Here is a 21,749-nt window from a genome sequence, read left to right on the forward strand (position 1 = left end):
ATGAACCCGGCGTACGAGGGGCTGGACTACCACGCCCTGAACGCCATGCTGAACCTCTACGACGCGAACGGGAAGATCCAGTTCGACGCCGACAAGCGCGCTGCACGGGAGTACTTCCTGCAGCACGTGAACCAGAACACGGTCTTCTTCCACTCCCTCAAGGAGCGCCTCGACTACCTGGTCGAGAAGGAGTACTACGAGCCCGCCGTGATCGAGGCGTACTCGCACGAGTTCATCCAGAAGCTCAACGACCTCGCGTACTCGAAGAAGTTCCGCTTCGAGACGTTCCTCGGCGCGTTCAAGTACTACACGAGCTACACGCTCAAGACCTTCGACGGCAAGCGCTACCTCGAGCGCTTCGAGGACCGCGTCGTCATGACGGCCCTCGGACTCGCGGACGGCGACGAGAAGCTCGCGGTCGCCCTGGTCGAGGAGATCATCTCCGGGCGCTTCCAGCCCGCCACCCCCACGTTCCTCAACGCCGGCAAAGCGCAGCGCGGCGAGCTCGTCAGCTGCTTCCTGCTGCGCATCGAGGACAACATGGAGTCGATCGCCCGCGGCATCAACTCCGCGCTCCAGCTCTCCAAGCGCGGCGGCGGCGTGGCGCTGCTGCTCTCGAACATCCGCGAGGCCGGCGCGCCGATCAAGCAGATCGAGAACCAGTCCTCGGGCATCATCCCCGTGATGAAGCTCCTCGAAGACAGCTTCAGCTACGCCAACCAGCTCGGCGCGCGTCAGGGCGCCGGCGCGGTGTACCTCAACGCGCACCACCCCGACATCATGCGCTTCCTCGACACCAAGCGCGAGAACGCCGACGAGAAGATCCGCATCAAGACGCTGTCGCTCGGCGTCGTCGTGCCGGACATCACGTTCGAGCTCGCGAAGAACGGCGAGGACATGTACCTCTTCTCGCCCTATGACGTCGAGAAGGTCTACGGAGTGCCGTTCGGCGACATCTCGGTCACCGAGAAGTACCGCGAGATGGTCGACGACCCGCGCATCAAGAAGACGAAGATCAACGCGCGCGAGTTCTTCCAGACCATCGCCGAGATCCAGTTCGAGTCGGGCTACCCGTACGTCATGTTCGAGGACACGGTGAACAAGGCCAACCCGATCAAGGGTCGGATCAACATGTCGAACCTCTGCAGCGAGATCCTGCAGGTGAACACGCCGACCACGTACAACGACGACCTGTCGTACGACCAGATCGGCAAGGACATCTCCTGCAACCTCGGCTCGATGAACATCGCGCTGTCGATGGATGCCGACGACCTCGGCCAGACGGTCGAGACGGCGATCCGTGCGCTGAGCGCGGTCAGCGACCAGAGCCACATCCGCTCGGTGCGTTCGATCGAGGACGGCAACGACAAGTCGCACGCGATCGGCCTCGGCCAGATGAACCTGCACGGCTACCTCGCCCGCGAGCACGTCCACTACGGCTCGGAGGAGGGTGTCGACTTCACGAACATCTACTTCTACACCGTGCTGTTCCACGCGCTGCGCGCCTCCAACAACCTGGCGATCGAGCGCAAGCAGGCGTTCGAGGGCTTCGCGGACTCGACGTACGCGTCGGGGGAGTTCTTCGACAAGTACATCGACCAGGCGTGGGTACCTGCGACCGAGAAGGTCAAGGAGCTCTTCGCGGGCAAGCACATCCCGACGCAGGACGACTGGAAGGCGCTGAAGGCGTCGATCCAGGAGCACGGCATCTACAACCAGAACCTGCAGGCCGTGCCGCCGACCGGGTCGATCTCGTACATCAACAACTCGACGTCGTCGATCCACCCGATCGCGTCGAAGATCGAGATCCGCAAGGAAGGCAAGCTGGGTCGCGTCTACTACCCGGCCGCGTTCATGACGAACGACAACCTGGAGTACTACCAGGACGCGTACGAGATCGGCTACGAGAAGGTCATCGACACCTACGCCGCGGCCACGCAGCACGTCGACCAGGGCCTGTCGCTGACGCTGTTCTTCAAGGACACCGCCACCACTCGCGACATCAACAAGGCGCAGATCTACGCATGGCGCAAGGGCATCAAGACGATCTACTACATCCGTCTGCGTCAGCTGGCGCTCGAGGGCACCGACATGACCGAGTGCGTCTCGTGCATGCTCTGAGGCGTTTCGTCTCGCTCCGCTCGCTCAACGACCGAATCAGGACCGCATCATGACCCCCAACCAATCGATCAAGCTGGTCGACAGCGTGCAGGCGATCAACTGGAACCGCATCATCGACGACAAGGACCTCGAGGTCTGGAACCGTCTGGTGAACAACTTCTGGCTGCCCGAGAAGGTGCCGCTGTCGAACGACATCCAGTCGTGGAACACGCTCACCGCGGACGAGCAGCTGCTCACGATGCGCGTGTTCACCGGTCTGACGCTGCTCGACACGATCCAGGGCACGGTCGGCGCCGTCTCGCTGATCCCTGACGCGATCACGCCCCATGAGGAGGCCGTCTACACGAACATCGCGTTCATGGAGTCGGTGCACGCGAAGAGCTACTCCTCGATCTTCTCGACGCTCGCGTCGACCAAGGAGATCGATGAGGCGTTCCGCTGGTCCACGGAGAATCCGAACCTTCAGAAGAAGGCGCAGATCATTATGGACTACTACCAGGGCGACGACCCGCTGAAGCGCAAGATCGCCTCGACCCTGCTCGAGTCGTTCCTGTTCTACTCGGGCTTCTACCTGCCGATCTATTGGTCGTCGAAGGCGAAGCTCACGAACACGGCCGACCTGATCCGCCTCATCATCCGCGATGAGGCCGTGCACGGGTACTACATCGGCTACAAGTTCCAGAAGGGGCTCGAGAACGAGACGGAGGAGCGCCGTCAGGAGCTCAAGGACTACACGTTCAACCTGCTGTTCGAGCTCTACGACAACGAGGTGCAGTACACACAGGACCTCTACGACGGCGTCGGCCTCACCGAGGACGTCAAGAAGTTCCTGCACTACAACGCCAACAAGGCCCTGATGAACCTGGGCTACGAGGCGATGTTCCCCTCGACCGTCACGAACGTGAACCCCGCGATCCTGTCGGCCCTCTCGCCGAACGCCGACGAGAACCACGACTTCTTCAGCGGTTCGGGCTCGTCGTACGTGATCGGCAAGGCCGAGGCCACGGAGGACGACGACTGGGACTTCTGAGCGGAGACCGTTTCAGACGAAGGGCCGGATGCCGCAGCATCCGGCCCTTCGCCGTCATCGTCCTCGGTTTCTCGATGGCGACCCCGCATCCACGAGAACGGCCCGAGCGGCGCGCTCTCCGGAGGCCAGTGCCCCCTGGATCGAAGCGGTGTCGCGGTGGTCGCCCGCGATATAGAGGCGCTCCGCGTGGCGCGGCGATCGAGCGGGACCCAGAGGCGCGGGCTGCGCCGGTAGGGCGTGCGGGATGTCGTCCCGTCGCAGCAGCTCCCACACGCCGACGTCTGCACCCCAGATCTCGCCCAGGTGCCGGCGCACAGTGCCCTCCTCCGCGGAGGCATCGGCCCGCGGCAGCAGGCAGGTCGCGGCGATCAGGTGGCGTCCGGCGGGCGCGTACGACGGCACCGTGTGCGTCATGACGACGGTGTTCACGACGGGCCCGCGACGCCGACCGTCGACCGCGAGCAGCGCCGACCGCGCAGGGGACTCGTCGGCGGCGAACCACCACGTCTGCAGGCCGTTCGTCGCGGGGCGCGGCAGTCCGGCGAGATCGGAGACGGCCTCCGGTCCGACCGCGACGACCGCACGCGCGGCACGGACGGGATCGCCGCCGGTGACGTCCGCCTCGACGCCGGCGCCGCTCGTCGACAGCCCCTCCGCGCGAGCTCCCAAGTGGATGACCGCTCCCGCATCACGCGCGTGCGCGGCCAGCTGCTCAGGGACCGCGGCGATGCCCTGCGCGGGAAGCCCGGGGCGGCCGACAGCGAAGTATCCGATGAGCAGCTGCGCGAACGCGTTGGATGTCATGCCGCGATCTTCTGCGAGTACCCCGGCGAGGAACGGCTCGAGCACGGCGGTGCGCAGCGGACCCGCGAGCCCCACGGCATCCCACGCTTCACGCAGCGGGAGGTCGTCGGCCGCGAGGTTCGAGAGCGGACGCACCAACCCCGGCGCCGCCCACCGCGCCAGCGCGACGGCATCCTGACCGGTCACCAGACCGCTCCGCAGAGTGCTGGGGATCGACAGCGGGTGTCGGAGCGGATGCCGGAGCTCGGCCATCCCGTCGGAGGTCCGCACCTGCACCCCCACGGGGAACCTCCCGAGTGCCAGCGCGTCGAGATCGACGCTGCGCCGGAGTGCAGGGTACGCCGGATTGAGCACTTGGAAACCGCGGTCCACCCGGAACCCGTCGACGAGGTCGGTGCGCTGGCGTCCGCCGACCGCGTCCCCGGCCTCGATCACCGCGACGTCGAGTCCGCGGGAGGCGAGCAGACCCGCGCAGCGGAGTCCCGCGAGCCCCGCACCGACCACGACCACGTCATGCATGGCCCCAGCGTACGACGGATGCGGAAGATGGAGCGCGCCGATGCGCTTCGCCCGCCGATGTCCGTCACCTGCGCCAGACTGATGCCATGCCCAGCGACGCCGTCTCGACGCCCCTGACCCGTGAGAACCTGATCCGCGAGATGCAGCACGCGCTGGACGGCATCGGCGTCGGCTGGGAGGGATGGCCCGCCGAGGCCCTGAACACCCAGCTCACCGGGCGTCACCGGCTTGCAGCGCTGCTGCTGGTGATGGACGAGAGTCCCGCCCTGGTCAACGGCTGGCCCTTTCGATCGGTCGAGGACACCATCGTCCGCACCTTCCCGCGCAAGAAGCTGCCCTGGGATGAAGCTTCCGCGGTGTTCGCGCTCGAAGCGGCGCTCACGATCGACTGCATGAACTACGTGTGCGGTCCTGCACTGCGCGGAGCGCAGGTCGCGATGGATGCCGGTGCGCGCGGCCCCGCGCTGTTCGATGTGCTCACCCGCTGCGCCGCGCACCTCACGGGACTCGGACAGTCCCGCTGGGGTGTCGACGCTGACCGGAGGCTCGCCGAGCGCCTGCTCGCAGCGTTCATGCCGCGCGGGCTGCTCGACCTCTCGGCCGTGCGGGACGGCGACGGGTGGGCCGAACCCGCCCGCGAAGCCGCTCGTGCCACTCCGCACGAGGCCGCGGAGACCCTGGTGCTCACGCTCTCCGACCTCGGCCACAAGTCGCTGTCGCAGACGTGGCAGAAACGGGTGCAGGCGGCGCTCGCCCCGGATGGAGCGCGTGGGATGGTGGCGACCTGGTTGCGGATCGCCGCCGACGTCGACGAGGTGAGAGATCCTGCGGATGGTCAGGTGCGGCTCTTCGTGGCCGGGAACGACGACGTCGTGCGGGCCGCGGCACTCACCGCTCGCTGGCTGACGGAGGAGGAGATGCCGGCAGCGCTGCTCGGCGTGCTCGTCCGACGCGGCGCGGCGACCCGGCCGCCCGGCACGGAATCCCTGGCGCTGCGAGTCGCCTCCGCGGGCATCGATTCGCTCGTGGCGCGCGATGGGGACGCCGATCGCGCCGAGCTGAAGCTCCTGCTTGAGGACATCACCCGGCGCGACCTGGTGAAGAAGATCGGTGCGGCGCTCGGCGCTGAAGGGGTCGCCGTTGCACGCGATCGTGACGCGCTGATCGCGAAGGAGAAGGCGCGCGTGGTCCGCGCGAAGTCGGACCCGCTTCCGCGCCTGCTCCGCGCGGATGTCGATCGCGAGCTTCGGGAGCACCTCGATGACACGATGAGGGCACTCGGGTTCCGGAAGGACGGGCGGACGTGGCGACGTGATCGCGGCAACCGCATCGACGTCGTGAACTTCTCGTCGAGCGGGCCGTGGGTGGCGGTGCAGTACGGGGTGTACTGGACGGCCCTGCATCCCGAGGACGGGCCGCGTCACGCGTACGACGTCTCGCGCCTGAAAGCCCATGACCTCGACATCCTCATCGTCGAACAGGGGTGGGAGGCGGAGGAGGACGATCTCGTCGAGCTCGCAGTGCGGATGCGGCGGATGATCTCGCCATTCCTCGACGCCTGCGGCTCGCGCCGATTCCTCGTCGGACTGTGGACCGCGGGCACCGGAATACCTCTGAGTGCGCGTGGATCGGGTGACCTGTGGCTCAACCGGAAGCCCTTCCCGCACGAGGTGGCTCTCGGCGCGCTCGCGCTCGCCGAGGACGACCCCGCGGCGGCGCGCTGGTGGTTCGCTGAAGCCGCGCGTGCGATCGCAGAGCGATCCAGCACCGTCGGCGTGGACGAACTGGCCTACTGGAACGCCCGATGGGAGGAGTATCCGCTGCCTCCCGCGTGACCGTGCGCGCCCTACGTCCGGTGCGCGCTACTCCCGGTTCGCCCGGTAGTACTCCAGCAGCGCCCTCGTCGAGGGGTCCTGTGCGGCGACGGCATCCTCGTCGCCGCCGATCGCCGGTGCGATCTGCATCGCGAGCTGCTTGCCGAGCTCCACGCCCCACTGGTCGAAGGAGTTGATGCCCCAGATCGTGCCCTGCGTGAACGTGATGTGCTCGTACAGCGCGATGAGCTGGCCGAGCACCTGCGGGGTGAGCGCGGGAGCGAAGATCGAGGTCGTCGGGCGGTTGCCGGCGAAGGTGCGCGCGGCGACGAGCGCGCCGGTCGTGCCTTCGGCCTCGACTTCGGCGGCTGTCTTGCCGAACGCGAGCGCCTTCGTCTGGGCGAGGAAGTTCGCGAGGAACAGCTCGTGCACGTCCTGGCCGCCGTCGGTGAGAGGGTACGCGGGGTTCACGAACGCGACGAAGTCGGCGGGGATGAGCCGGGTGCCCTGGTGGATGAGCTGGTAGAACGCGTGCTGGCCGTTCGTGCCGGGCTCGCCCCAGAACACCTCGCCGGTGTCGGTCGTGACCGGGGTCCCGTCCCAGCGCACGGACTTGCCGTTCGACTCCATCGTGAGCTGCTGCAGGTACGCGGGGAACCGGCTCAGCTGTTGCGCGTAGGGGAGCACGGCGTGCGACTGCGCGCCGAAGAAGTTCACGTACCAGACATTGAGGAGGCCCATGAGCACCGGGACGTTGCGCTCGAGCGGGGTCGTGCGCACGTGCTCGTCGACCGCGTGGAACCCGGCGAGCAGATCGCGGAACACGCCCGGTCCCAGGGCGATCGCGAGCGACAGGCCGATCGCGGAGTCGACCGAGTACCGTCCGCCCACCCAGTCCCAGAATCCGAAGGCGTTGACCGGGTCGATGCCGAACGCGGCGACCTTGTCGAGCGCCGTGGACACCGCGGCGAAGTGGTGCGCGACGGCGTCCGTCCGCGAATCCTCGGAACCGTCGATCACCCCGGCTGACTCGAGTCCCGCCCACAGCCAGTCCCGCGCGAGGCGCGCATTGGTCAGGGTCTCGAGGGTCGTGAACGTCTTGGACGCGACGATGAACAGGGTGGTCTCGGGATCGAGGTCCGCGGTCTTCTGAGCCAGGTCGGTCGGGTCGATGTTCGACACGAACCGCGCCTCGATCCCGGCATCCGCGTAGGGCTTCAGCGCCTCGTAGACCATGACGGGCCCGAGGTCGGAGCCGCCGATGCCGATGTTCACGACATGGGTGACCTTCTTGCCGGTCACTCCGAGCCAGTCGCCGCCGCGCACGCGATCCGCGAACGCCGACAGCGACTCGAGAACCGACTGCACGTCGGCATCCACGTCCTGTCCGTCGACGACGAGCGCGGGGTCGGAGCCGGCGGGGCGACGCAGTGCGGTGTGCAGCACCGCGCGGTCCTCGGTGGTGTTGAGGTGGGCTCCCGAGAGCATCGCCGCGAAGCGCTCGGCGACGCCGGTCTGCTCGGCGAGGCGCAGGAGCGACGCGAGCACCTCGTCCGTCACCAGGTTCTTCGACAGGTCGACGTGCAGGTCGGCGAGGGGGAACGACAGTCGCTCGGCACGCCCCGGATCCGCGGCGAACCAGCCGCGGAGATCGGGGGAGAGCTCCTCGTGCAGAGCCGTGAGCTCGGACCAGGCGGACGTGTGCGTCGGATCGACAGGAGCGGTCATGGCTCCACGCTACTCCCGCGACGGCTCGAACGGATTCCGCGTGACACCGCGACCGGCGTGTAGGCGGAATATCGCCAGTCGGGGTACCTTTCACTCATGGGAAGACTGCGCTACGACGGCACCTCCGAGCCGATCCACATCGACGACGAGACCTTGGCTGTGCTCAAGGTGATCATCGGCACCAAGCTGCGCCGTCAGGAGAGCTTCATGATGACCTGGCGCACGATCGAGGGCGGCGATCCCGCTCGCATCACCGTGTGGGTGCATCCGGCGATCCCGCTGCAGTTCCTGTTCTCGTCATCCGAGCCGCAGCACATCGAGAAGAAGCAGGTCGAGGACATGATGCACTCCCTCAACGCCACCGGGGAGCTCGTGATCGACGAGCTCGCGCGGGTCGAGGAGACGGTTCCCGAGAAGGTCTGACCTGCCGGGTCGCGCGACCGGCCTATTCGGCCGGGTACTTCTCCGCGCGCAGCGACCGGGCGAGGTGCGCCGCGTTGCGCGCAGCCGTCGCAGTGGCCGACGCGACCTTCTCCGGGGTCTCGGGGAGATCCTTGTAGTCCACGGTCTGCATGGCCTCGCCGTTCCAGTACACCGACCCCTGGGCGGCCACCGTGTACCCCACGTCGTTCAGGGACTGGAACAGGATGCCGGCGATGTGATGAGCACCGTCCTCGTTCCCCACGATGCCCGCGATCGCGACCTTGTCGAACAGGCTCGGACGTCCCTCGTCGTCGGTCTCGGACAGTTCCGCGTCGAGACGCTCCAGAACGCGCTGTGCGACGCTCGAGTGCTGCCCCATCCACGTGGGCGTCACGAGCACGAGGATGTCGGCCTCGAGCACCTTGCGTCGCAGCACCGGCCACTCGTCGTCGCCGCCCATGTCGGCCTCCACGCCGGGGCTCAGATGATGGTCGACGGCCCGGACGAGCTCGCCGCTCACCCCGTGCTGCGCGAGGGCCGTGAGGATCTGCGACGAGAGCAGATCGGAGCTCGACACATCGGGGGAGGGCTTGAGGGTGCAGGAGATGGCGATGGCAGTCGGTTGTGCGCTCATGACGGGCACGAAACCACTCCGCACCCGTGAGTCCAAGGGGGTTTCGCCCGGCGCGCGGCTGCGCTAACCCCTCATGGGCGAGAGCGGAGCGCGGACGACGGTATCCTGGATGACGGCCGCTACGACAGGAGTTCCCGTGATCCTCAGCTTCATCTTCTTCATGATCCTCTTCCTCGGAGGCATCTACCTGATGGGTCTCGCTCAGTCGCTCGAGGACTTCCAGGCGATCGTCTTCACGGGCGGCCTGCTCATCACGATGCTGTCGCTCGCGTTCATGATGCGCCAGGGCGGCACCGCGACCCGCCGCTCGAACAACTGGTCGGGCAACGCGACCGAGTGATCGCGGCGGCGCGCCCGCAGGGACTCAGGCCCTGACCGCGAGACGCGCCTGCAGGTTCGCCTTCACCGCGGGCCATTCCGGCTCGATGATCGAGTACTCGACGCTGTCGCGCAGCGCGCCGTTGCGATAGCGGCTCATGGCGCGCATCACGCCGTCCTGCTTCGCCCCCAGTCGCTCGATCGCCGCGCGGGACTGGAAGTTCACCCACTGCGTGGTCAGGCCCACGCGGAACACGCCGAGGTCCTCGAACGCGTGCTGCAGGAGGAGCAGCTTGGACTCGGCGTTGGTTCCCGTGCCGTGGGCCGACGGCCGGTTCCAGGTGTAGCCGATGTGGAGTCTCGGCACATCGGCGGCGATGTCGTAGTAGGACGTGAGCCCGAGTGTGCGTCCCGCGGCGTCGAACGCCGTGAACGGGATCATCTCGCCTGTCCCGATCAGGCCGAGCCGCCGCTCGATCTCCGCGGCGAGGCCCTCGGGGGAGGGGATCGAGGTGTACCAGGCGCGCTGCCACAGATCGCCCTCGGTCAGCGCCTCGAGCAGTCCGTCGTGGTGCGAGCGCTCGAGCGGACGGAGCTCGACCAGGCGGCCGGTGAGAGTGAGCGGTGCGGGGCGGGTGCGGAACGTCATGCCGTCATCCAACCAGCGACGCGCGGGTCTCGGTCAGGCCGACACGGCCCGATGCGCCCATTGCCCCGCGCCCATCCGCGCATCGACGTAGGTCGTGTCGCCGACCCGGTGCAGGAGCCTCCGGTACGCGAGGACCAGGTCGACCGCGACGCCGAGGTCGAACGCCATGCTGGCCGCGTGCGCGCCGCGGAGCTCCTCCGCCTCGGCGTACGCCTCCGGGGTGATGAGCAGGCGGGCGGCCCATTCGTCGGCACGCAGCTCCTGCCGCGCGCGGACGGCGGGGTCGGTGGTGGGCTCGTGCCCGAGGACGGCGTGCCCGAGCTCGTGCGCGATGATGCTGCGCGTGGTGCGTGCGCTCTGACCGGGCGTGACGCGGATCGTGGCCGTCTCCGGTCGGTAGCCCCCGCGCGAGGGACCAGGCTGCTCGATGAGGTGGAGCCCGTGCGCGTCGATGAGCCGGAGGAGCTGGTCCATGGAGCCTCCCGGGCGGTGAGCGTCTAGGGGTAGAGGTCGTCCGTGTCGTCGCCGTGCGGGACGGGCGAGTCGAAGGCGACCTCGGATCCATCATGGCGTCGGGTGGGGACATCGGCACGGGGCGTCAGCGTCGTCACCGGCGCGAGGTGCAGGTCCTCCGCCCGCAGGCGCTCCTCGGCGCGGCTGAGGACGAGATGGGGCGCGATCCCGAGGATGGTGCTCACGGCGTACACGATCGGGATCGGGATGGCGCGCTTGCCGGTGACGTAGTTGTCGAGGGCGCTGCGGGCGATGCCCACCTGGCGGGCCATCGCGGCGATGCTGCTCCCCGCTGCGGCGATCTCGCCGCGCAGCTGTCGTCCCACCGCCGCGTTGAACTGCTCGCCCTGTGTCTTCACGCGAGTCACGATAGCACTGCATCAAAGCCAGGATGCCGTCATATTGGTGCACCGAGGGCTTGAGCGCGGTCGTTCGGAGCGCTACCGTCGTCGGGTGACGACAGAAGTGAGACGTCTGGTGGCAGGCGCGATCGACTCCGCCCTCGCAGAGCGAGAGCGGGACGTGCGATGGCTGTCGGTTCGATCCGGGATCGAGCTGGGGACCCTCGAGAGCGTGCTCGCCGGCGAGCGCGACGTGACGGTGATCGAGCTCGCGGACATCGCACAGGCGCTCGGGGTGGCCGTGGCACGGCTCGCGCCGTGACACCCTGAGCGCTGCGGTCCGCGCTAGCGTGGACCGCATGAAGACCATCCCCTTCGGATCCACCACCGCACCCGCCGTCGTCGCCGGGATGATGCGGATCGACGACAAGGACGACGCTCGCATCCGCGAGCTGTACGACGCCGCGCGTACGTCAGGCATCGACTTCTTCGACCACGCCGACATCTACGGCGGGCGCATGCACTTCTGCGAGGAGCGCTTCGCCGCAGCGCTCGACCTCACCGCGTCCGAGCGCGACGAGATCGTCATCCAGACCAAGTGCGGGATCGTGCCCACGCAGGGCATGTTCGACTTCTCCTACGACCACATCGTGCGGCAGGTCGAGGGCTCGCTCGCCGCGCTGCGCACCGACTACATCGACGTGCTCCTCCTGCACCGCCCCGATGCGCTGGTCGAGCCCGAGGAGGTCGCCCGTGCCTTCGACGACCTGGAGGCCGCGGGCAAGGTGCGAGCCTTCGGCGTCTCGAACCACACGCCGCGGCAGATCGATCTGCTGCGCACGGCCGTGCGGCAGCCGATCGTCGCCAACCAGCTGCAACTGTCGATCACGCACGCGCCGATCCTGGCCCAACCGGTCGCGGCGAACATGATGGGCGAGGAGCAGAGCGTGGTCCGCGACGGCGGAGGCGTCGTCGAGTACTGCCGCATCAACCGCATCACGGTGCAGGCCTGGTCGCCGTTCCAGGGCGGGTTCTTCACGGGAGTGTTCCTCGGCAACCCCGAGTACGCGGAGCTCAACGCCGTGATCGACCGCCTCGCCGCGTCCTACGACGTGACACCGATCGCGATCGCCACAGCCTGGATCACACGTCACCCCGCGAACATGCAGGTCGTGCTCGGCACCACCACGCCCGAGCGGGTGCGGGATGCCGCGGTCGGCGCCGACCTCGAGCTCAGCCGCGCCGAGTGGTACGAGCTGTTCCGCGCCGCGGGACACCTCCTGCCGTAGCCCGGCGTCGTCTACCCTGAATTCATGCCGTTCCTCTCCATCCTCGTCGTCGCCCTCATGGTGTTCGCGCTCGTCGACATCATCCGGCGCGACGACGCTCAGGTGCGGTTCCTGCCGAAGCTCGCGTGGATCATCATCGTGATCCTGCTTCCGCTCATCGGCAGCATCCTGTGGTTCACGATCGGTCGCGAGTACTCCGAGGCGGGGCTGCGCATCCCGCGGATGCGTGCGGCAGCACCGACGGCCCCGCCGGCGGATCCGCGTCCCGCGCGTCCTGTCGACGCGCGCTCCACCGAGGAGCAGATCGCCGACCTCGACCGCGAGATCGAGGAATGGCGGCTCCGCGCAGAGCTCGAGAAGCGCCACCGCGAGGGTGGCGACACGGCTTCGGGCCCCGCGGCCTGACGATCCGGGCCTAGTCCGGTCGGTCGTACGGCTCGCGGACGGCGCCCTCGAGCGTCGGGTAGGTGAACGTGAACCCGGCGGCTTCGAGCTTCTCCGGCAGCACCCAGCGGCTCTTCAGCACGAGCTCCGTCTCGGTGCGGATGCCGATCGCCCCCAGCTCCAGCATCCACCGGGGGAGCGGCGGACCGATGCGTACGCCGAGCACCCGCCGCACCGTCGCCATGAACGTGGTGTTGTCGACCGGGTTCGGAGAGGAGGCGTTGACCGGTCCCTCGAGCGACGGTGTGCGCTCCAGCAGGTCGATCACCCGGGCGACGTCCTCCACGTGGATCCAGCTGAAGCGCTGGCTTCCGCGCCGGGCGGCGAACTCGTGGCCCGTGCCGGCCGCGCGGCGTGCCCGACTGATGGGCCACCGGCCGTCGTGCGCTGCGCCGCCGAGACCCAGGCGCGCGAGGCCGCGGAGCGGTCCGAGCACGCCGCCGTGACCGAGCACGATCGCACTGCGCAGAGCGACGCGGCGGGTGGCGGGCAGGTCGTCCGCGAACAGCGCACGCTCCCAGGAGGTGGCGACGTCGACCGAGAACCCGGTGCCGATCTCTCCCGTCGACTCCGTCATCGGCCGATCCTCCGCATGGCGGTAGATCGTCGCTGTGGAGGAGTTCACCCACAGGGCGGGTGGTGCGTCTGCGTGGAGTATCGCGGTGCTCAGAGACGCCGTCGTCTCCAGACGCGAGCGGACGATCTCCGCCCTGTTCTCCGGCGTGTACCGGCAGTTGACGCTCTTGCCGGCGAGACCGATCACGAGCGCGGCTCCGTCGACGGCACTGTCGATAGTCGCCTGGTCTCCCCACGCGATGTCGGCTCCCGAGCGCGAGATCGTGACGACCTCACGCCCTGCGGCTCGATAGCGCGGCGCGAGATACCTTCCCATGAACCCGGTGGAGCCGCCGATCACGACGCGTCCCGTGTGGGTGTCGACAGGGGAGGAGGGGATGCTCACGGGCGCTCGCTCTCGATCGTGTACTCGAAGAAGCCGGTGTACTCGTAGACGCGGCCCACAAGGGGCGCGTCTATCGTCATGGAGACATGGTGACGCTCGCGCGCCTCGTCCCAGCGCTCGACGAGGCCGATGGTCGGCCGCAGGAAGCGCGGCGCCGCGAGGCGGAGAGGCCCGAGCCGGAGACCCACGCGACGGATGCTCAGCACGACCGCCCCGTCGCGCACGTCGATGTCGAACGTCGTGACGACGGTGCCGCGCGGGCCGATCTCGTTGCGCAGCACATCCCCGGGGCCGAGAGCGACGACGTCGGGCATGACCCAGGTGCGGCCGGGCAGGTCGAACCAGCGCGTCGCGACCGCGCGGCCCCCCACCGTCCTGTTCTCGATCCGGAACGGCACCTCGCGTTCCCACCCTGCGAACGCCACGCCGAGGGACTCGGCGATCTGGAACAGCGGGCGCAGCCAGCGGTGGCGGGAGCCGGCCGTGGTGAACACCCCCGTGCCGACGCCGACGTGCCCCGGCGGTATCGTGCGGAAGTACCAGGCGGTCTTCGGATGAAGCTCCGCGATGCGCGGACCGAGCGCACGCTCGTACGGCGAGGTCATATCGTGTCCGGGCTCAGGGCTCGCGCAGCCGGACGAGGCGCTCGTGTCCGGTCTCCTCGAGCTCGGCGATGTCGCCGCGGGACTTGAGGAAGTCCGAGAAGGACCGGAACCCGAGGGCCTTCTCGCTGAACGACGGATCCATGCGTCGCATGTGCGTCTTGACCGCCGAGCTGTGCAGCCACTCGTCGGCGTCCGCCTTGTCGTGGCCCAGGCGCAGCGCGCGCTGCAGGAGCTCGGTCGCCTCGTCCTTCTCCTCCACCACCTTCTCCTCCGCCTTCGCGGTGGCGCCCTTGGCTCGGCCGTTCTTGGCCGGCGGACGCGACTTCGCTTTCGCAGCGGGCTCGGCGGTCGTCTCGGCGACGGTCTCAGGGAGCTCAGGGGTCGAGGGCGGCGCGGACTTCGTCGGGCGAACGACGCCCGGGAGGGAGTCGTAGGCCTCGAACTCGTCGCACGCGGCGGCGAGCGACTTCGCGGTCGACCCTGCGACGCCGACGCCGATCACGTACCGGCCGAGCCGCTTGCAGCGCTGAGCCAGAGGGACGTAGTCGCTGTCGCCCGCCACGATGACCACGTGCGTGAGGTCGGGCAGGCGGAACATGTCCTCCACGGCATCCACCGCGAGCCGGATGTCCGCGCCGTTCTTGGCGTATGCCGCGGCGGGGAACAGCTGCACGAGGTCGACCGCGCGCGCGACCAGCTGCGACCGGTACTCCGCGTTCACGGGGGACGACCAGTCGGCGTAGGCGCGGGTGAGCACGAGCGTTCCGAACGAGGAGGCGTAGTCGATGATCGCGCCGACTTCGATCATGGCCCGCGCGAGCCGGTCGGCCACCTCCGGGTCACCGGGGTGCTCGGTGATGCGCTGACGGTCCTTGCCGTATGCGTTGCGCCCGTGCACCCGGTCGTACCAGGAGATGACGATGTTGTCGAAGTCCAGGTACACCGCCACGCGGGCGTCGGACGCCTCAGCCATTGCTGGTCCCTTCGCTCGGGTAGCGCACCCCGATCTGCGCGCGGATCTCGTCGAGCGTGCCCATGATCGCGACGCTCTCGGCGAGCGGGAGGATGTCGCCCTCCAGCAGTCCGTCGCGCACCAGTCGCTCGGCCGCCCACGCCTGATACTCCATGCCGCGTCCTGCGACGTCGGAGACGTACTCCTCTGTGACGGTGCCGTCCGGCAGCACGACCCGGAACGACGTCGGGGTGTACCAGACGCGGTCGATGTCGATGCGGGCGTCGGTGCCGATGATGCTGGCGACGTCGGGGCCGGCCGCGCGCGACGACGAGAGGCTCGTGGAGATCGCTCCGCCCTCGTGCGTCATGATGGTCGCGACCTCGGAGTCGGCGCCGGTCTCGATGAGGCGGGCGACGGCCGTGATCGTCTGCGGTGCTCCGAGCACGTCCCAGATGAAGGAGATCGGGTAGATGCCGAGGTCGAGCAGGGCGCCGCCTCCGAGCTCGAGCGCGTTGAGGCGGTGCTCGGGATCGGTCGGGAGCTTCTGCGTGTGGTCGGCGCTCACGGCACGGATCTCTCCGAGCGTCCCTTCGGCGATGATCTCGCGGATGCGCACCATGTGCGGGAGGTAGCGGGTCCACATCGCCTCCATCGCGAGCAGCCCCCGCTCGGTGGCGAGGCGCTGCAGGTCCTCGGCCTCGGCGCGGTTGACCGTGAACGCCTTCTCGACGAGCACGTGCTTGCCGGCCTCGAGCGCGAGCTTCGCGTTCTCGTGATGCATCGGGTGCGGCGTCGAGACGTAGACGATGTCGACTTCGGGATCGGCCACGAGTGCCTCGTAGGAGGCGTGGGCGCGGGGGATGTCGAACCGCTGCGCGAACGCGTCCGCCGACTCCTGCGAGCGGGAGCCCACAGCGACGAGATCGAATCCTGCCGTGCGCAGATCGGATGCGAAGGTCTCGGCGATGAAGCCGGTGGCGAGGATGCCCCAACGAAGTCCAGTCATGCTCTCAGCGTAGAGGGTCATCGCGCGAGACCGGATGCCGCGGTCAGGGGATCAGGACGATCTTGCCCGAGGTGGCGCCGGACTCCATGAGCTCATGCGCCTGCGCCGCCCCGGCGAGGGGCAGCTCGGGGCCGAGTTCGATCGTGAAGTCGCCAGACGCGAGCAGCGCGATGGTCGCCTCCAGCGCCTCTGCGCGCCATGCGAGCTCCTGCTCGGTGAGGGGGATCGGCGAGCCGCCGGAGAACGCGCGGATGCCGAAGTCGGCGGCATCCGGTCCTCGGACGATCGTCGCGATGCGGTCGCGATCGGCCACGAGTTCGAGGGAGGTCTGGATGGCCTCGTCGGTGCCGGCGCCATCGAGCACGACGGTGATGCCCTGCGGGGCGGCCTCCCTCACGCGGTCGATCAGGCCGTCGCCGTAGGCCACGGGGATCGCGCCGAGCTCGCGCAGCTGGTCGTGCCGGGCAGGGCTCGCGGTGGCGATCACGGTCGCGCCCCACGCCACGGCGAACTGCACGGCGGCCTGGCCGACGGAACCGGAGCCCGCGTGCACGAGCAGCACGTCCCCTTCGGTCAGGCCGAGTGACTTGAGGGCCTGGTAGGCGGTACCGGCGGGGATGCCGATCGCGGCACCTTCTCCGGCGGTGACCGCGTCGGGCAGGAGCGCCAGCCGCTCGACGGGCACAGCGAGCAGGCTGGAGTACGTTCCCCGCGTGTCACGGATCGCGACGCGGTCGCCGACCGCGAAGCCGTCGACGCCGTCGCCGAGGACCTCGATCACTCCGGCTCCGTCGAATCCGACCGGTCGCGGTTCGGTGATCGGCGGCGACGGGCGCTTCGCGCTGCGCAGCTTGCCGTCGATCGGGTTGACCCCGGCCGCCTCGATGCGCACGACCGCCTCGCCGCGCACCGGAACGGGGTCGGGGATCTCGATCTGGTGGAGAACCTCAGGGGAGCCGAATTCCGTGTACACGATCGCGCGAGCCATACAGCCAGGCTAACCCGCCCGCCGCTGCGCTCGCTCGACGATCGAGTAGGGCCCCGGTCGTTGAGCGAGGAGCGCAGCGACGAGACGAAACGCCCTCCGTGGTGGACGACGCCGCGATGTCGGCATCCCCGAGCACGGTGCTGCTGCATGGGGACGGTGTACATCCTGAGATGCTCCGACGGCAGGCTCTACGTAGGCAGCACGATCGACCTGCCGCGACGGCTGATACAGCACGCCGACGGCACCGGAAGCTCGTACACGCGCCGCCGTCTCCCGGTCGAACTCGTCTGGAGCGAGGACTGTGCCCGTGTCGACGACGCGTTCCGGTGGGAGAAGCGCATCCAGGGATGGAGTCACGCGAAGCGTTTCGCGTTCATAGACGGAGGGCTGGATGCGATCAGAGGGTGGAGCGCACGACAGCGAAGGGAGCTGCGCTCCGCGGAGACCTGACGCGTTTCGTCTCGCTGCGCTCGCTCAACGACCGGGAGGGGCTGTGCTGCGCGCGGAGTGCTGACGCGTTTCGTCTCGCTGCGCTCGCTCAACGACCGGGAGGGAACCCGCTCGCTCAACGATCGGGAGGGGCTGTGCTGCGCGCGGAGTGCTGACGCGTTTCGTCTCGCTGCGCGCGCTCAACGACCGGGGCGGCTGCGCCCGCTCCGCGATCGGTGGGACCGTCCGCTGCGCTCGCTCACTTGCCGGCGGCGAGGGCCTTCATGATGCGCTGGGGTGAGACGGGCTGCGCCGTTCCGAGGCGCTGCGCGAACACGCTCACCCGATACTCCTCGAGCAGCCAGCGCGTCTCGACCAGCGCAGGAGAGGCATCCGGGGCGAGCGGGATCGTGCCTCCGGCATCCGCGAACACAGCCGACATGCGCTCGTACTCGGTCATCCGGGTGCGGTCCTTGCCCGGCTCGTTCGCCAGGGTCTTCAGGCGCTCCAGCATCCCCTCGAGATACCGCGGCAGGCGTGCGAGGCGCTCGACGCCCGTCGCCGACACGAATCCGGGGTGCAGCAGGCCGGACAACTGGGTGCGGATGTCGTTCAGCGGTCCGAGCAGCGCCAAGGAGTTCTGCGACTTGATGCCCCGCTCGACCTCGCGCGCCTTCGTCAGGATCCGTGCCACGAGCGACACGCACGCGAAGAGCTCGTCGACCATGGCGGCCGAGACGGCGTCGCGCACCCGGGTGAATTCTGCCTCGCTGCGGACGACGCCGCCGGGCACCGCGCGCTCGATCAGCTGCCGTGCGACGGCGGCGCGGCAGTCCTCGATCAGCGTCGCGGCCGACGGGTACGGGGAGGCCGCGAGCGCCAGCTTCTCCTGGCTCGTGAGGTGCTGCTGCACGTACGACGAGGGCGACGGAACGCTCAGGAGCACGAGGCGCAGCACTCCGTCGCGGGTCGCTGCGGCTGCGGCATCCGCCGTCGACTCGACGCGGATCGAGACGGACTTGCCCTGATCCACGATCGCCGGGTAGCCGCGCACAACCCCGCCGGCGACCCTGGTGTCGAGCACGTCGGGGAGGTCGCTGAAGGTCCACGCGGTGAGCCCATCGCTTTCGATCGACGCGGTGGCGGCGGCAGCGGCAGCGGGGCGAGGTCCCTTCCCGGGGCCCGCCGGACGCGGCGGCGCCGCGATCGAGCGGGCGACGCTGCTGCGTGCCCTGTCCGCGAGCGTCGACTGCAGTGCGCCCAGGTCGCGTCCGGAGCCCACGACGCGTCCGCGTTCGTCGACGGCGCGGAAGTTCATGCGCAGGTGCCCGGGCACGCGCTCGTCCTCGAAGTCCGCGGCCGACACGAGTTGATTCGCGAGCGGCTGGATCAGACGCGCGAGCGCTTCCTTGAGCGTGCGCGTCGGACGTCCGCCGTGCGCCTCGGGGCCGTCGCCTGCGAGCTCGGCGCCGAACTTCTCCGCCCAGTCCGCCGCGGGTACGACGTGGCGGCGGATCGCCTTGGGCAGCGCGCGCAGCAGCCCCGTGACGAGCTCCGCGCGCAGACCCGGCACCTGCCAGTCGAACCCGCGGTCCTCGATCTGCGCGAGCAGCGGCAGCGGGATCACGACGCTCACTCCGTCGTCGGGAGCGCCCGGCTCGAACCGATACGCCAGACCCAGCACCTGGTCGCCCTGCGTCCACCGGGTGGGGAACTCGCTCTGATCCGCGCGGCTGTCATCGTCGATCAGGTCGGCCTCGCGCATCACGAGGAGCCTGGGAGTGGAGGCCAGCGCCTCACGCCACCACTTCTCGAACGACCGGACGTCGAAGACATCGGCGGGGACCCGCTCGTCGTAGAAGCGGAACACGGCCTCGTCGCCCGCGAGGATGTCGCGGCGGCGCTCGCGTTCCTCGAGCTTCTCCAGGCGCCGGCGCAGCTCGGCGTTGCTGCGCCAGAACGCGCTCACGCGCTTGTCGATGCGGCTCGGATCCCACTCGCCCTCCACGAGGGCATGCCGCACGAACAGCTCGCGGGACGCGGCCCGGTCGATGCGCGCGAACTGCACTCGGCGGCGCGGGATGATCTCGACGCCGAACAGGGTCACCTTCTCATAGGCGACCGCCGCACCGGCATCCTTCGACCAGTGGGGCTCGGTGACCTGCCGCTTCGCGAGGTCGCCGGCGAGCGCCTCCGCCCACGCCGGATCGATCGCCGCGACCGTGCGCGCGTAGGTGCGGGACGTCTCGACGACCTCCGCCGCCATGACCGCGCGAGGGCTCTTCTTGCGCAGCGCCGAGCCCGGGAAGATCGAGAACCGGATGCCGCGGGCGCCGCGGTACTCCGCCTGCCGGCGCTTCTTGGGGTCGAGTCCCTTGCCGGTGTTGCGCTCGTCGAGGATGCCGATCTGCGACAGGAGCCCCGCGAGCAGGGCGCGGTGGATCGCGTCGGGGTCGCTGGTCCCCGCGTCATGGGCGTCCTTGTCCCCCACCACACTCCGCAGCTGGCGGTGGACGTCGAACCACTCGCGCACACGGACGTAGTTCAGATGCTCGGACCGGCAGAGTCGCCGGAACGCGCTCGACCCGAGCTCGCGCTGCTGCTCGCGCAGATGGTTCCACAGGTTGAGGATCGACAGGAAGTCGCTGGTCGGGTCGGCGAAGCGAGCGTGCATGCGGTCAGCCCCGTCGCGCACGCTCTGCGGGGCCTCCTGGGACGGGCGCTCGCGAACGTCCTGGATCGACATGCCGGCGACGATCGCGAGCACGTCCCGTGCCACCGACCCCGCCGAGGCGCGGCCGGCTTCGATCAGCATGCGGGCGAAACGCGGGTCGATCGGGATCCGCGAGATGTCGCGGCCGATGCGGGTCAGACGCGGCTCGTCGCGTGAGACGTCGATGGCTCCGAGCTCGGTGAGCAGATCGAACGCGGCCTTCACGCCGCGGGAGTCCGGCGGTGTGAGGAACGGGAACGCCGAGATGTCCCCGAAGCCCAGCGAGAGCATCTGCAGGATGACCGAGGCGAGCGAGGTGCGGAGGATCTCGGGCTCCGTGAACTCGGCGCGACGCTCGAAGTCCTCTTCGCTGTACAGGCGGATGGCGATGCCGTCGCTGGTGCGGCCCGCGCGACCCGAGCGCTGGTTCGCCGAGGCCTGCGAGATCGGCTCGATCGGCAGCCGCTGCACCTTGGAACGGGCGCTGTAGCGCGATATGCGGGCGGTGCCGGTGTCGATCACGTACCGGATGCCGGGGACGGTCAGACTCGTCTCGGCCACGTTCGTCGCGAGGACGACGCGACGTCGTACCCCGGCCACGCGGCTGCGCTCGAACACCCGGTGCTGCTCGGCCGCGGACAGGCGACCGTACAGCGGCAGCACCTCGGTGGGGGAGCGGTCGTGCGCGTAGGTGCCGCGGACCGCGTCCGCCGCGTCACGGATCTCGGCCTCGCCCGGCAGGAACACGAGCACGTCACCCGGCGCCTCGCGGTCGAGTTCGCGCAGCGCCGCGACGATCGCGGTGACCTCGTCGACCTCCGCCGCCGGCTCTGCGCCCTCGGCATCCGTCTCCTGGGAGCGGTAGCGGATCTCCACGGGGTAGGTGCGGCCGGAGACCTCGATGATCGGCGCCGGTGTGCCGTCGGCGGCCGCGAAATGGCGTGCGAAGCTCTCGGGATCGATCGTCGCCGAGGTGATGACGACCTTGAGGTCGGGGCGTTCGGGCAGGATGCGTGCGAGGTAGCCGAGCAGGAAGTCGACGTTGAGCGAGCGCTCGTGCGCCTCGTCGATGATGATCGTGTCATAGCGGCGCAGCAGCCGGTCGCGGCCCAGCTCGTTGAGCAGGATGCCGTCGGTCATGAGCGCGATGCGCGTCTCGTCCGAGACCTTGTCGGTGAAGCGCACCTTGTAGCCGACGAGCGTCCCCAGCTCGACCTGCAGCTCCTCCGCCACGCGTTCGGCGATCGTGCGGGCGGCGAGGCGCCGCGGTTGCGTGTGGGCGATGCGCTCGCGGCCCAGCTCGAGGCAGATCTTCGGCAGTTGCGTCGTCTTGCCGGAGCCGGTCGCACCCGCGACGATCACGACCTGGTGGTCGCGGATGGCGTCGGCGATCTCGTCCCGGGCGGCGCTGACGGGCAGCTCAGGCGGAAAGACGATCACGGGAGAAGACATAGCCCTCCATCGT

The 21,749-nt window shown here is 69.1% G+C and carries 21 protein-coding genes; 9 read left to right on the forward strand and 12 right to left on the reverse strand.

Annotated features, from left to right (window positions below; translation table 11 throughout):
* Both nrdE and nrdF read left to right on the forward strand, forming a co-directional pair.
* Positions 1–2,121 (forward strand): class 1b ribonucleoside-diphosphate reductase subunit alpha, encoded by a 2,121-nt coding sequence (nrdE, locus tag MRBLMX7_RS15815; protein WP_363370965.1) that lies wholly within the window; start codon positions 1–3, stop codon positions 2,119–2,121.
* Positions 2,122–2,170: 49 nt separating this feature from the next.
* Positions 2,171–3,151 (forward strand): class 1b ribonucleoside-diphosphate reductase subunit beta, encoded by a 981-nt coding sequence (gene nrdF, locus MRBLMX7_RS15820; RefSeq protein ID WP_363369919.1) that lies wholly within the window; start codon positions 2,171–2,173, stop codon positions 3,149–3,151.
* A gap of 54 nt (positions 3,152–3,205) precedes the next feature.
* On the opposite strand, the gene MRBLMX7_RS15825 is transcribed toward nrdF, so the two are convergent.
* On the reverse strand, positions 3,206–4,474 hold the full coding sequence (locus tag MRBLMX7_RS15825; protein ID WP_363369921.1) for an FAD-dependent oxidoreductase: 1,269 nt from the start codon (positions 4,472–4,474) through the stop codon (positions 3,206–3,208).
* An 86-nt stretch (positions 4,475–4,560) separates the two neighbouring features.
* Between MRBLMX7_RS15825 and MRBLMX7_RS15830 the strand changes: the two genes are divergently transcribed.
* Positions 4,561–6,309, forward strand: coding sequence for a DUF4304 domain-containing protein (locus tag MRBLMX7_RS15830; RefSeq protein WP_363369923.1), 1,749 nt, complete (start codon positions 4,561–4,563; stop codon positions 6,307–6,309).
* A 27-nt stretch (positions 6,310–6,336) separates the two neighbouring features.
* Here MRBLMX7_RS15830 and pgi read toward each other — a convergent pair whose 3' ends face one another.
* Positions 6,337–8,016 carry a glucose-6-phosphate isomerase gene (pgi, locus tag MRBLMX7_RS15835; protein ID WP_363369925.1) on the reverse strand — a complete coding sequence of 560 codons (1,680 nt, stop codon included), beginning with the start codon at positions 8,014–8,016 and terminating at the stop codon, positions 6,337–6,339.
* 96 nt (positions 8,017–8,112) lie between these two features.
* Between pgi and MRBLMX7_RS15840 the strand changes: the two genes are divergently transcribed.
* Entirely contained in the window at positions 8,113–8,439 is a 327-nt protein-coding gene (locus MRBLMX7_RS15840) for a hypothetical protein (RefSeq protein ID WP_050722707.1), read from the forward strand.
* 22 nt (positions 8,440–8,461) lie between these two features.
* Here the strand turns inward: MRBLMX7_RS15840 and MRBLMX7_RS15845 are convergent, their stop codons facing one another.
* Positions 8,462–9,073, reverse strand: a complete 612-nt coding sequence (locus MRBLMX7_RS15845) for a flavodoxin family protein (RefSeq protein ID WP_363369927.1) — start codon at positions 9,071–9,073, stop codon at positions 8,462–8,464.
* Between the two features lie 136 nt (positions 9,074–9,209).
* Here MRBLMX7_RS15845 and MRBLMX7_RS15850 point away from each other — a divergent pair, with 136 nt between their 5' ends.
* Entirely contained in the window at positions 9,210–9,413 is a 204-nt protein-coding gene (locus MRBLMX7_RS15850) for a hypothetical protein (RefSeq protein ID WP_050722708.1), read from the forward strand.
* Between the two features lie 24 nt (positions 9,414–9,437).
* Here MRBLMX7_RS15850 and MRBLMX7_RS15855 read toward each other — a convergent pair whose 3' ends face one another.
* The 3 genes from MRBLMX7_RS15855 to MRBLMX7_RS15865 are packed head-to-tail and all read right to left on the reverse strand — an operon-like array spanning position 9,438 to position 10,912.
* Positions 9,438–10,040 carry a GNAT family N-acetyltransferase gene (locus MRBLMX7_RS15855; protein WP_363369930.1) on the reverse strand — a complete coding sequence of 201 codons (603 nt, stop codon included), beginning with the start codon at positions 10,038–10,040 and terminating at the stop codon, positions 9,438–9,440.
* 33 nt (positions 10,041–10,073) lie between these two features.
* Positions 10,074–10,514 (reverse strand): ImmA/IrrE family metallo-endopeptidase, encoded by a 441-nt coding sequence (locus MRBLMX7_RS15860; RefSeq protein WP_363369931.1) that lies wholly within the window; start codon positions 10,512–10,514, stop codon positions 10,074–10,076.
* A gap of 23 nt (positions 10,515–10,537) precedes the next feature.
* Positions 10,538–10,912, reverse strand: a complete 375-nt coding sequence (locus MRBLMX7_RS15865; RefSeq protein WP_363369933.1) for a helix-turn-helix domain-containing protein — start codon at positions 10,910–10,912, stop codon at positions 10,538–10,540.
* 94 nt (positions 10,913–11,006) lie between these two features.
* Here MRBLMX7_RS15865 and MRBLMX7_RS15870 point away from each other — a divergent pair, with 94 nt between their 5' ends.
* Genes MRBLMX7_RS15870 through MRBLMX7_RS15880 form a run of 3 tightly spaced genes read left to right on the forward strand, consistent with a single transcriptional unit; the run spans position 11,007 to position 12,588 of the window.
* Positions 11,007–11,216: a hypothetical protein gene (locus tag MRBLMX7_RS15870; RefSeq protein WP_152926157.1), complete on the forward strand. Its 210-nt coding sequence runs from the start codon at positions 11,007–11,009 to the stop codon at positions 11,214–11,216.
* A gap of 37 nt (positions 11,217–11,253) precedes the next feature.
* Positions 11,254–12,183 carry an aldo/keto reductase gene (locus MRBLMX7_RS15875; protein WP_363369935.1) on the forward strand — a complete coding sequence of 310 codons (930 nt, stop codon included), beginning with the start codon at positions 11,254–11,256 and terminating at the stop codon, positions 12,181–12,183.
* Between the two features lie 24 nt (positions 12,184–12,207).
* Entirely contained in the window at positions 12,208–12,588 is a 381-nt protein-coding gene (locus MRBLMX7_RS15880) for a PLDc N-terminal domain-containing protein (RefSeq protein ID WP_363369937.1), read from the forward strand.
* Positions 12,589–12,598: 10 nt separating this feature from the next.
* Here MRBLMX7_RS15880 and MRBLMX7_RS15885 read toward each other — a convergent pair whose 3' ends face one another.
* From MRBLMX7_RS15885 to MRBLMX7_RS15905, 5 genes are read right to left on the reverse strand one after another with little or no spacing between them, the layout of a single operon-like run.
* Positions 12,599–13,582: an epimerase gene (locus MRBLMX7_RS15885; protein WP_414685147.1), complete on the reverse strand. Its 984-nt coding sequence runs from the start codon at positions 13,580–13,582 to the stop codon at positions 12,599–12,601.
* A gap of 2 nt (positions 13,583–13,584) precedes the next feature.
* Positions 13,585–14,193, reverse strand: coding sequence for a DUF4166 domain-containing protein (locus MRBLMX7_RS15890; protein ID WP_363369940.1), 609 nt, complete (start codon positions 14,191–14,193; stop codon positions 13,585–13,587).
* A gap of 13 nt (positions 14,194–14,206) precedes the next feature.
* Positions 14,207–15,166, reverse strand: a complete 960-nt coding sequence (locus MRBLMX7_RS15895) for an NYN domain-containing protein (protein ID WP_363369941.1) — start codon at positions 15,164–15,166, stop codon at positions 14,207–14,209.
* Complete coding sequence (locus tag MRBLMX7_RS15900) at positions 15,159–16,154, reverse strand: Gfo/Idh/MocA family protein (protein WP_363369942.1); 996 nt, start codon at positions 16,152–16,154, stop codon at positions 15,159–15,161. Before MRBLMX7_RS15900 ends, MRBLMX7_RS15895 begins: the two co-directional genes overlap by 8 nt.
* Positions 16,155–16,197: 43 nt before the next feature.
* Positions 16,198–17,142: a quinone oxidoreductase family protein gene (locus tag MRBLMX7_RS15905; RefSeq protein WP_363369944.1), complete on the reverse strand. Its 945-nt coding sequence runs from the start codon at positions 17,140–17,142 to the stop codon at positions 16,198–16,200.
* A 147-nt stretch (positions 17,143–17,289) separates the two neighbouring features.
* On the opposite strand from MRBLMX7_RS15905, the gene MRBLMX7_RS15910 reads away from it, so the two are divergent.
* A complete protein-coding gene (locus MRBLMX7_RS15910; RefSeq protein WP_363370966.1) occupies positions 17,290–17,592 on the forward strand; it encodes a GIY-YIG nuclease family protein in 303 nt (100 codons plus the stop codon).
* A gap of 238 nt (positions 17,593–17,830) precedes the next feature.
* Here the strand turns inward: MRBLMX7_RS15910 and hrpA are convergent, their stop codons facing one another.
* Positions 17,831–21,736 carry an ATP-dependent RNA helicase HrpA gene (gene hrpA / locus MRBLMX7_RS15915; RefSeq protein WP_363369946.1) on the reverse strand — a complete coding sequence of 1,302 codons (3,906 nt, stop codon included), beginning with the start codon at positions 21,734–21,736 and terminating at the stop codon, positions 17,831–17,833.
* Positions 21,737–21,749 lie beyond the last annotated feature (13 nt).

The organism is Microbacterium sp. LMX7-1.2 (assembly GCF_040675935.1).
Taxonomy (GTDB): Bacteria; Actinomycetota; Actinomycetes; order Actinomycetales; family Microbacteriaceae; genus Microbacterium.

What these genes read in the sequence shown, in the direction of transcription:
- nrdE (WP_363370965.1), top strand. Translation starts at nt 1, where the DNA reads ATGAACCCGGCGTACGAGGGGCTGGACTACCACGCCCTGAACGCCATG.
- nrdF (WP_363369919.1), top strand. Translation starts at nt 2,171, where the DNA reads ATGACCCCCAACCAATCGATCAAGCTGGTCGACAGCGTGCAGGCGATC.
- MRBLMX7_RS15825 (WP_363369921.1), bottom strand. Translation starts at nt 4,474, where the DNA reads ATGCATGACGTGGTCGTGGTCGGTGCGGGGCTCGCGGGACTCCGCTGC.
- MRBLMX7_RS15830 (WP_363369923.1), top strand. Translation starts at nt 4,561, where the DNA reads ATGCCCAGCGACGCCGTCTCGACGCCCCTGACCCGTGAGAACCTGATC.
- pgi (WP_363369925.1), bottom strand. Translation starts at nt 8,016, where the DNA reads ATGACCGCTCCTGTCGATCCGACGCACACGTCCGCCTGGTCCGAGCTC.
- MRBLMX7_RS15840 (WP_050722707.1), top strand. Translation starts at nt 8,113, where the DNA reads ATGGGAAGACTGCGCTACGACGGCACCTCCGAGCCGATCCACATCGAC.
- MRBLMX7_RS15845 (WP_363369927.1), bottom strand. Translation starts at nt 9,073, where the DNA reads ATGAGCGCACAACCGACTGCCATCGCCATCTCCTGCACCCTCAAGCCC.
- MRBLMX7_RS15855 (WP_363369930.1), bottom strand. Translation starts at nt 10,040, where the DNA reads ATGACGTTCCGCACCCGCCCCGCACCGCTCACTCTCACCGGCCGCCTG.
- MRBLMX7_RS15860 (WP_363369931.1), bottom strand. Translation starts at nt 10,514, where the DNA reads ATGGACCAGCTCCTCCGGCTCATCGACGCGCACGGGCTCCACCTCATC.
- MRBLMX7_RS15875 (WP_363369935.1), top strand. Translation starts at nt 11,254, where the DNA reads ATGAAGACCATCCCCTTCGGATCCACCACCGCACCCGCCGTCGTCGCC.
- MRBLMX7_RS15880 (WP_363369937.1), top strand. Translation starts at nt 12,208, where the DNA reads ATGCCGTTCCTCTCCATCCTCGTCGTCGCCCTCATGGTGTTCGCGCTC.
- MRBLMX7_RS15890 (WP_363369940.1), bottom strand. Translation starts at nt 14,193, where the DNA reads ATGACCTCGCCGTACGAGCGTGCGCTCGGTCCGCGCATCGCGGAGCTT.
- MRBLMX7_RS15895 (WP_363369941.1), bottom strand. Translation starts at nt 15,166, where the DNA reads ATGGCTGAGGCGTCCGACGCCCGCGTGGCGGTGTACCTGGACTTCGAC.
- MRBLMX7_RS15900 (WP_363369942.1), bottom strand. Translation starts at nt 16,154, where the DNA reads ATGACTGGACTTCGTTGGGGCATCCTCGCCACCGGCTTCATCGCCGAG.
- MRBLMX7_RS15905 (WP_363369944.1), bottom strand. Translation starts at nt 17,142, where the DNA reads ATGGCTCGCGCGATCGTGTACACGGAATTCGGCTCCCCTGAGGTTCTC.
- MRBLMX7_RS15910 (WP_363370966.1), top strand. Translation starts at nt 17,290, where the DNA reads ATGGGGACGGTGTACATCCTGAGATGCTCCGACGGCAGGCTCTACGTA.
- hrpA (WP_363369946.1), bottom strand. Translation starts at nt 21,736, where the DNA reads ATGTCTTCTCCCGTGATCGTCTTTCCGCCTGAGCTGCCCGTCAGCGCC.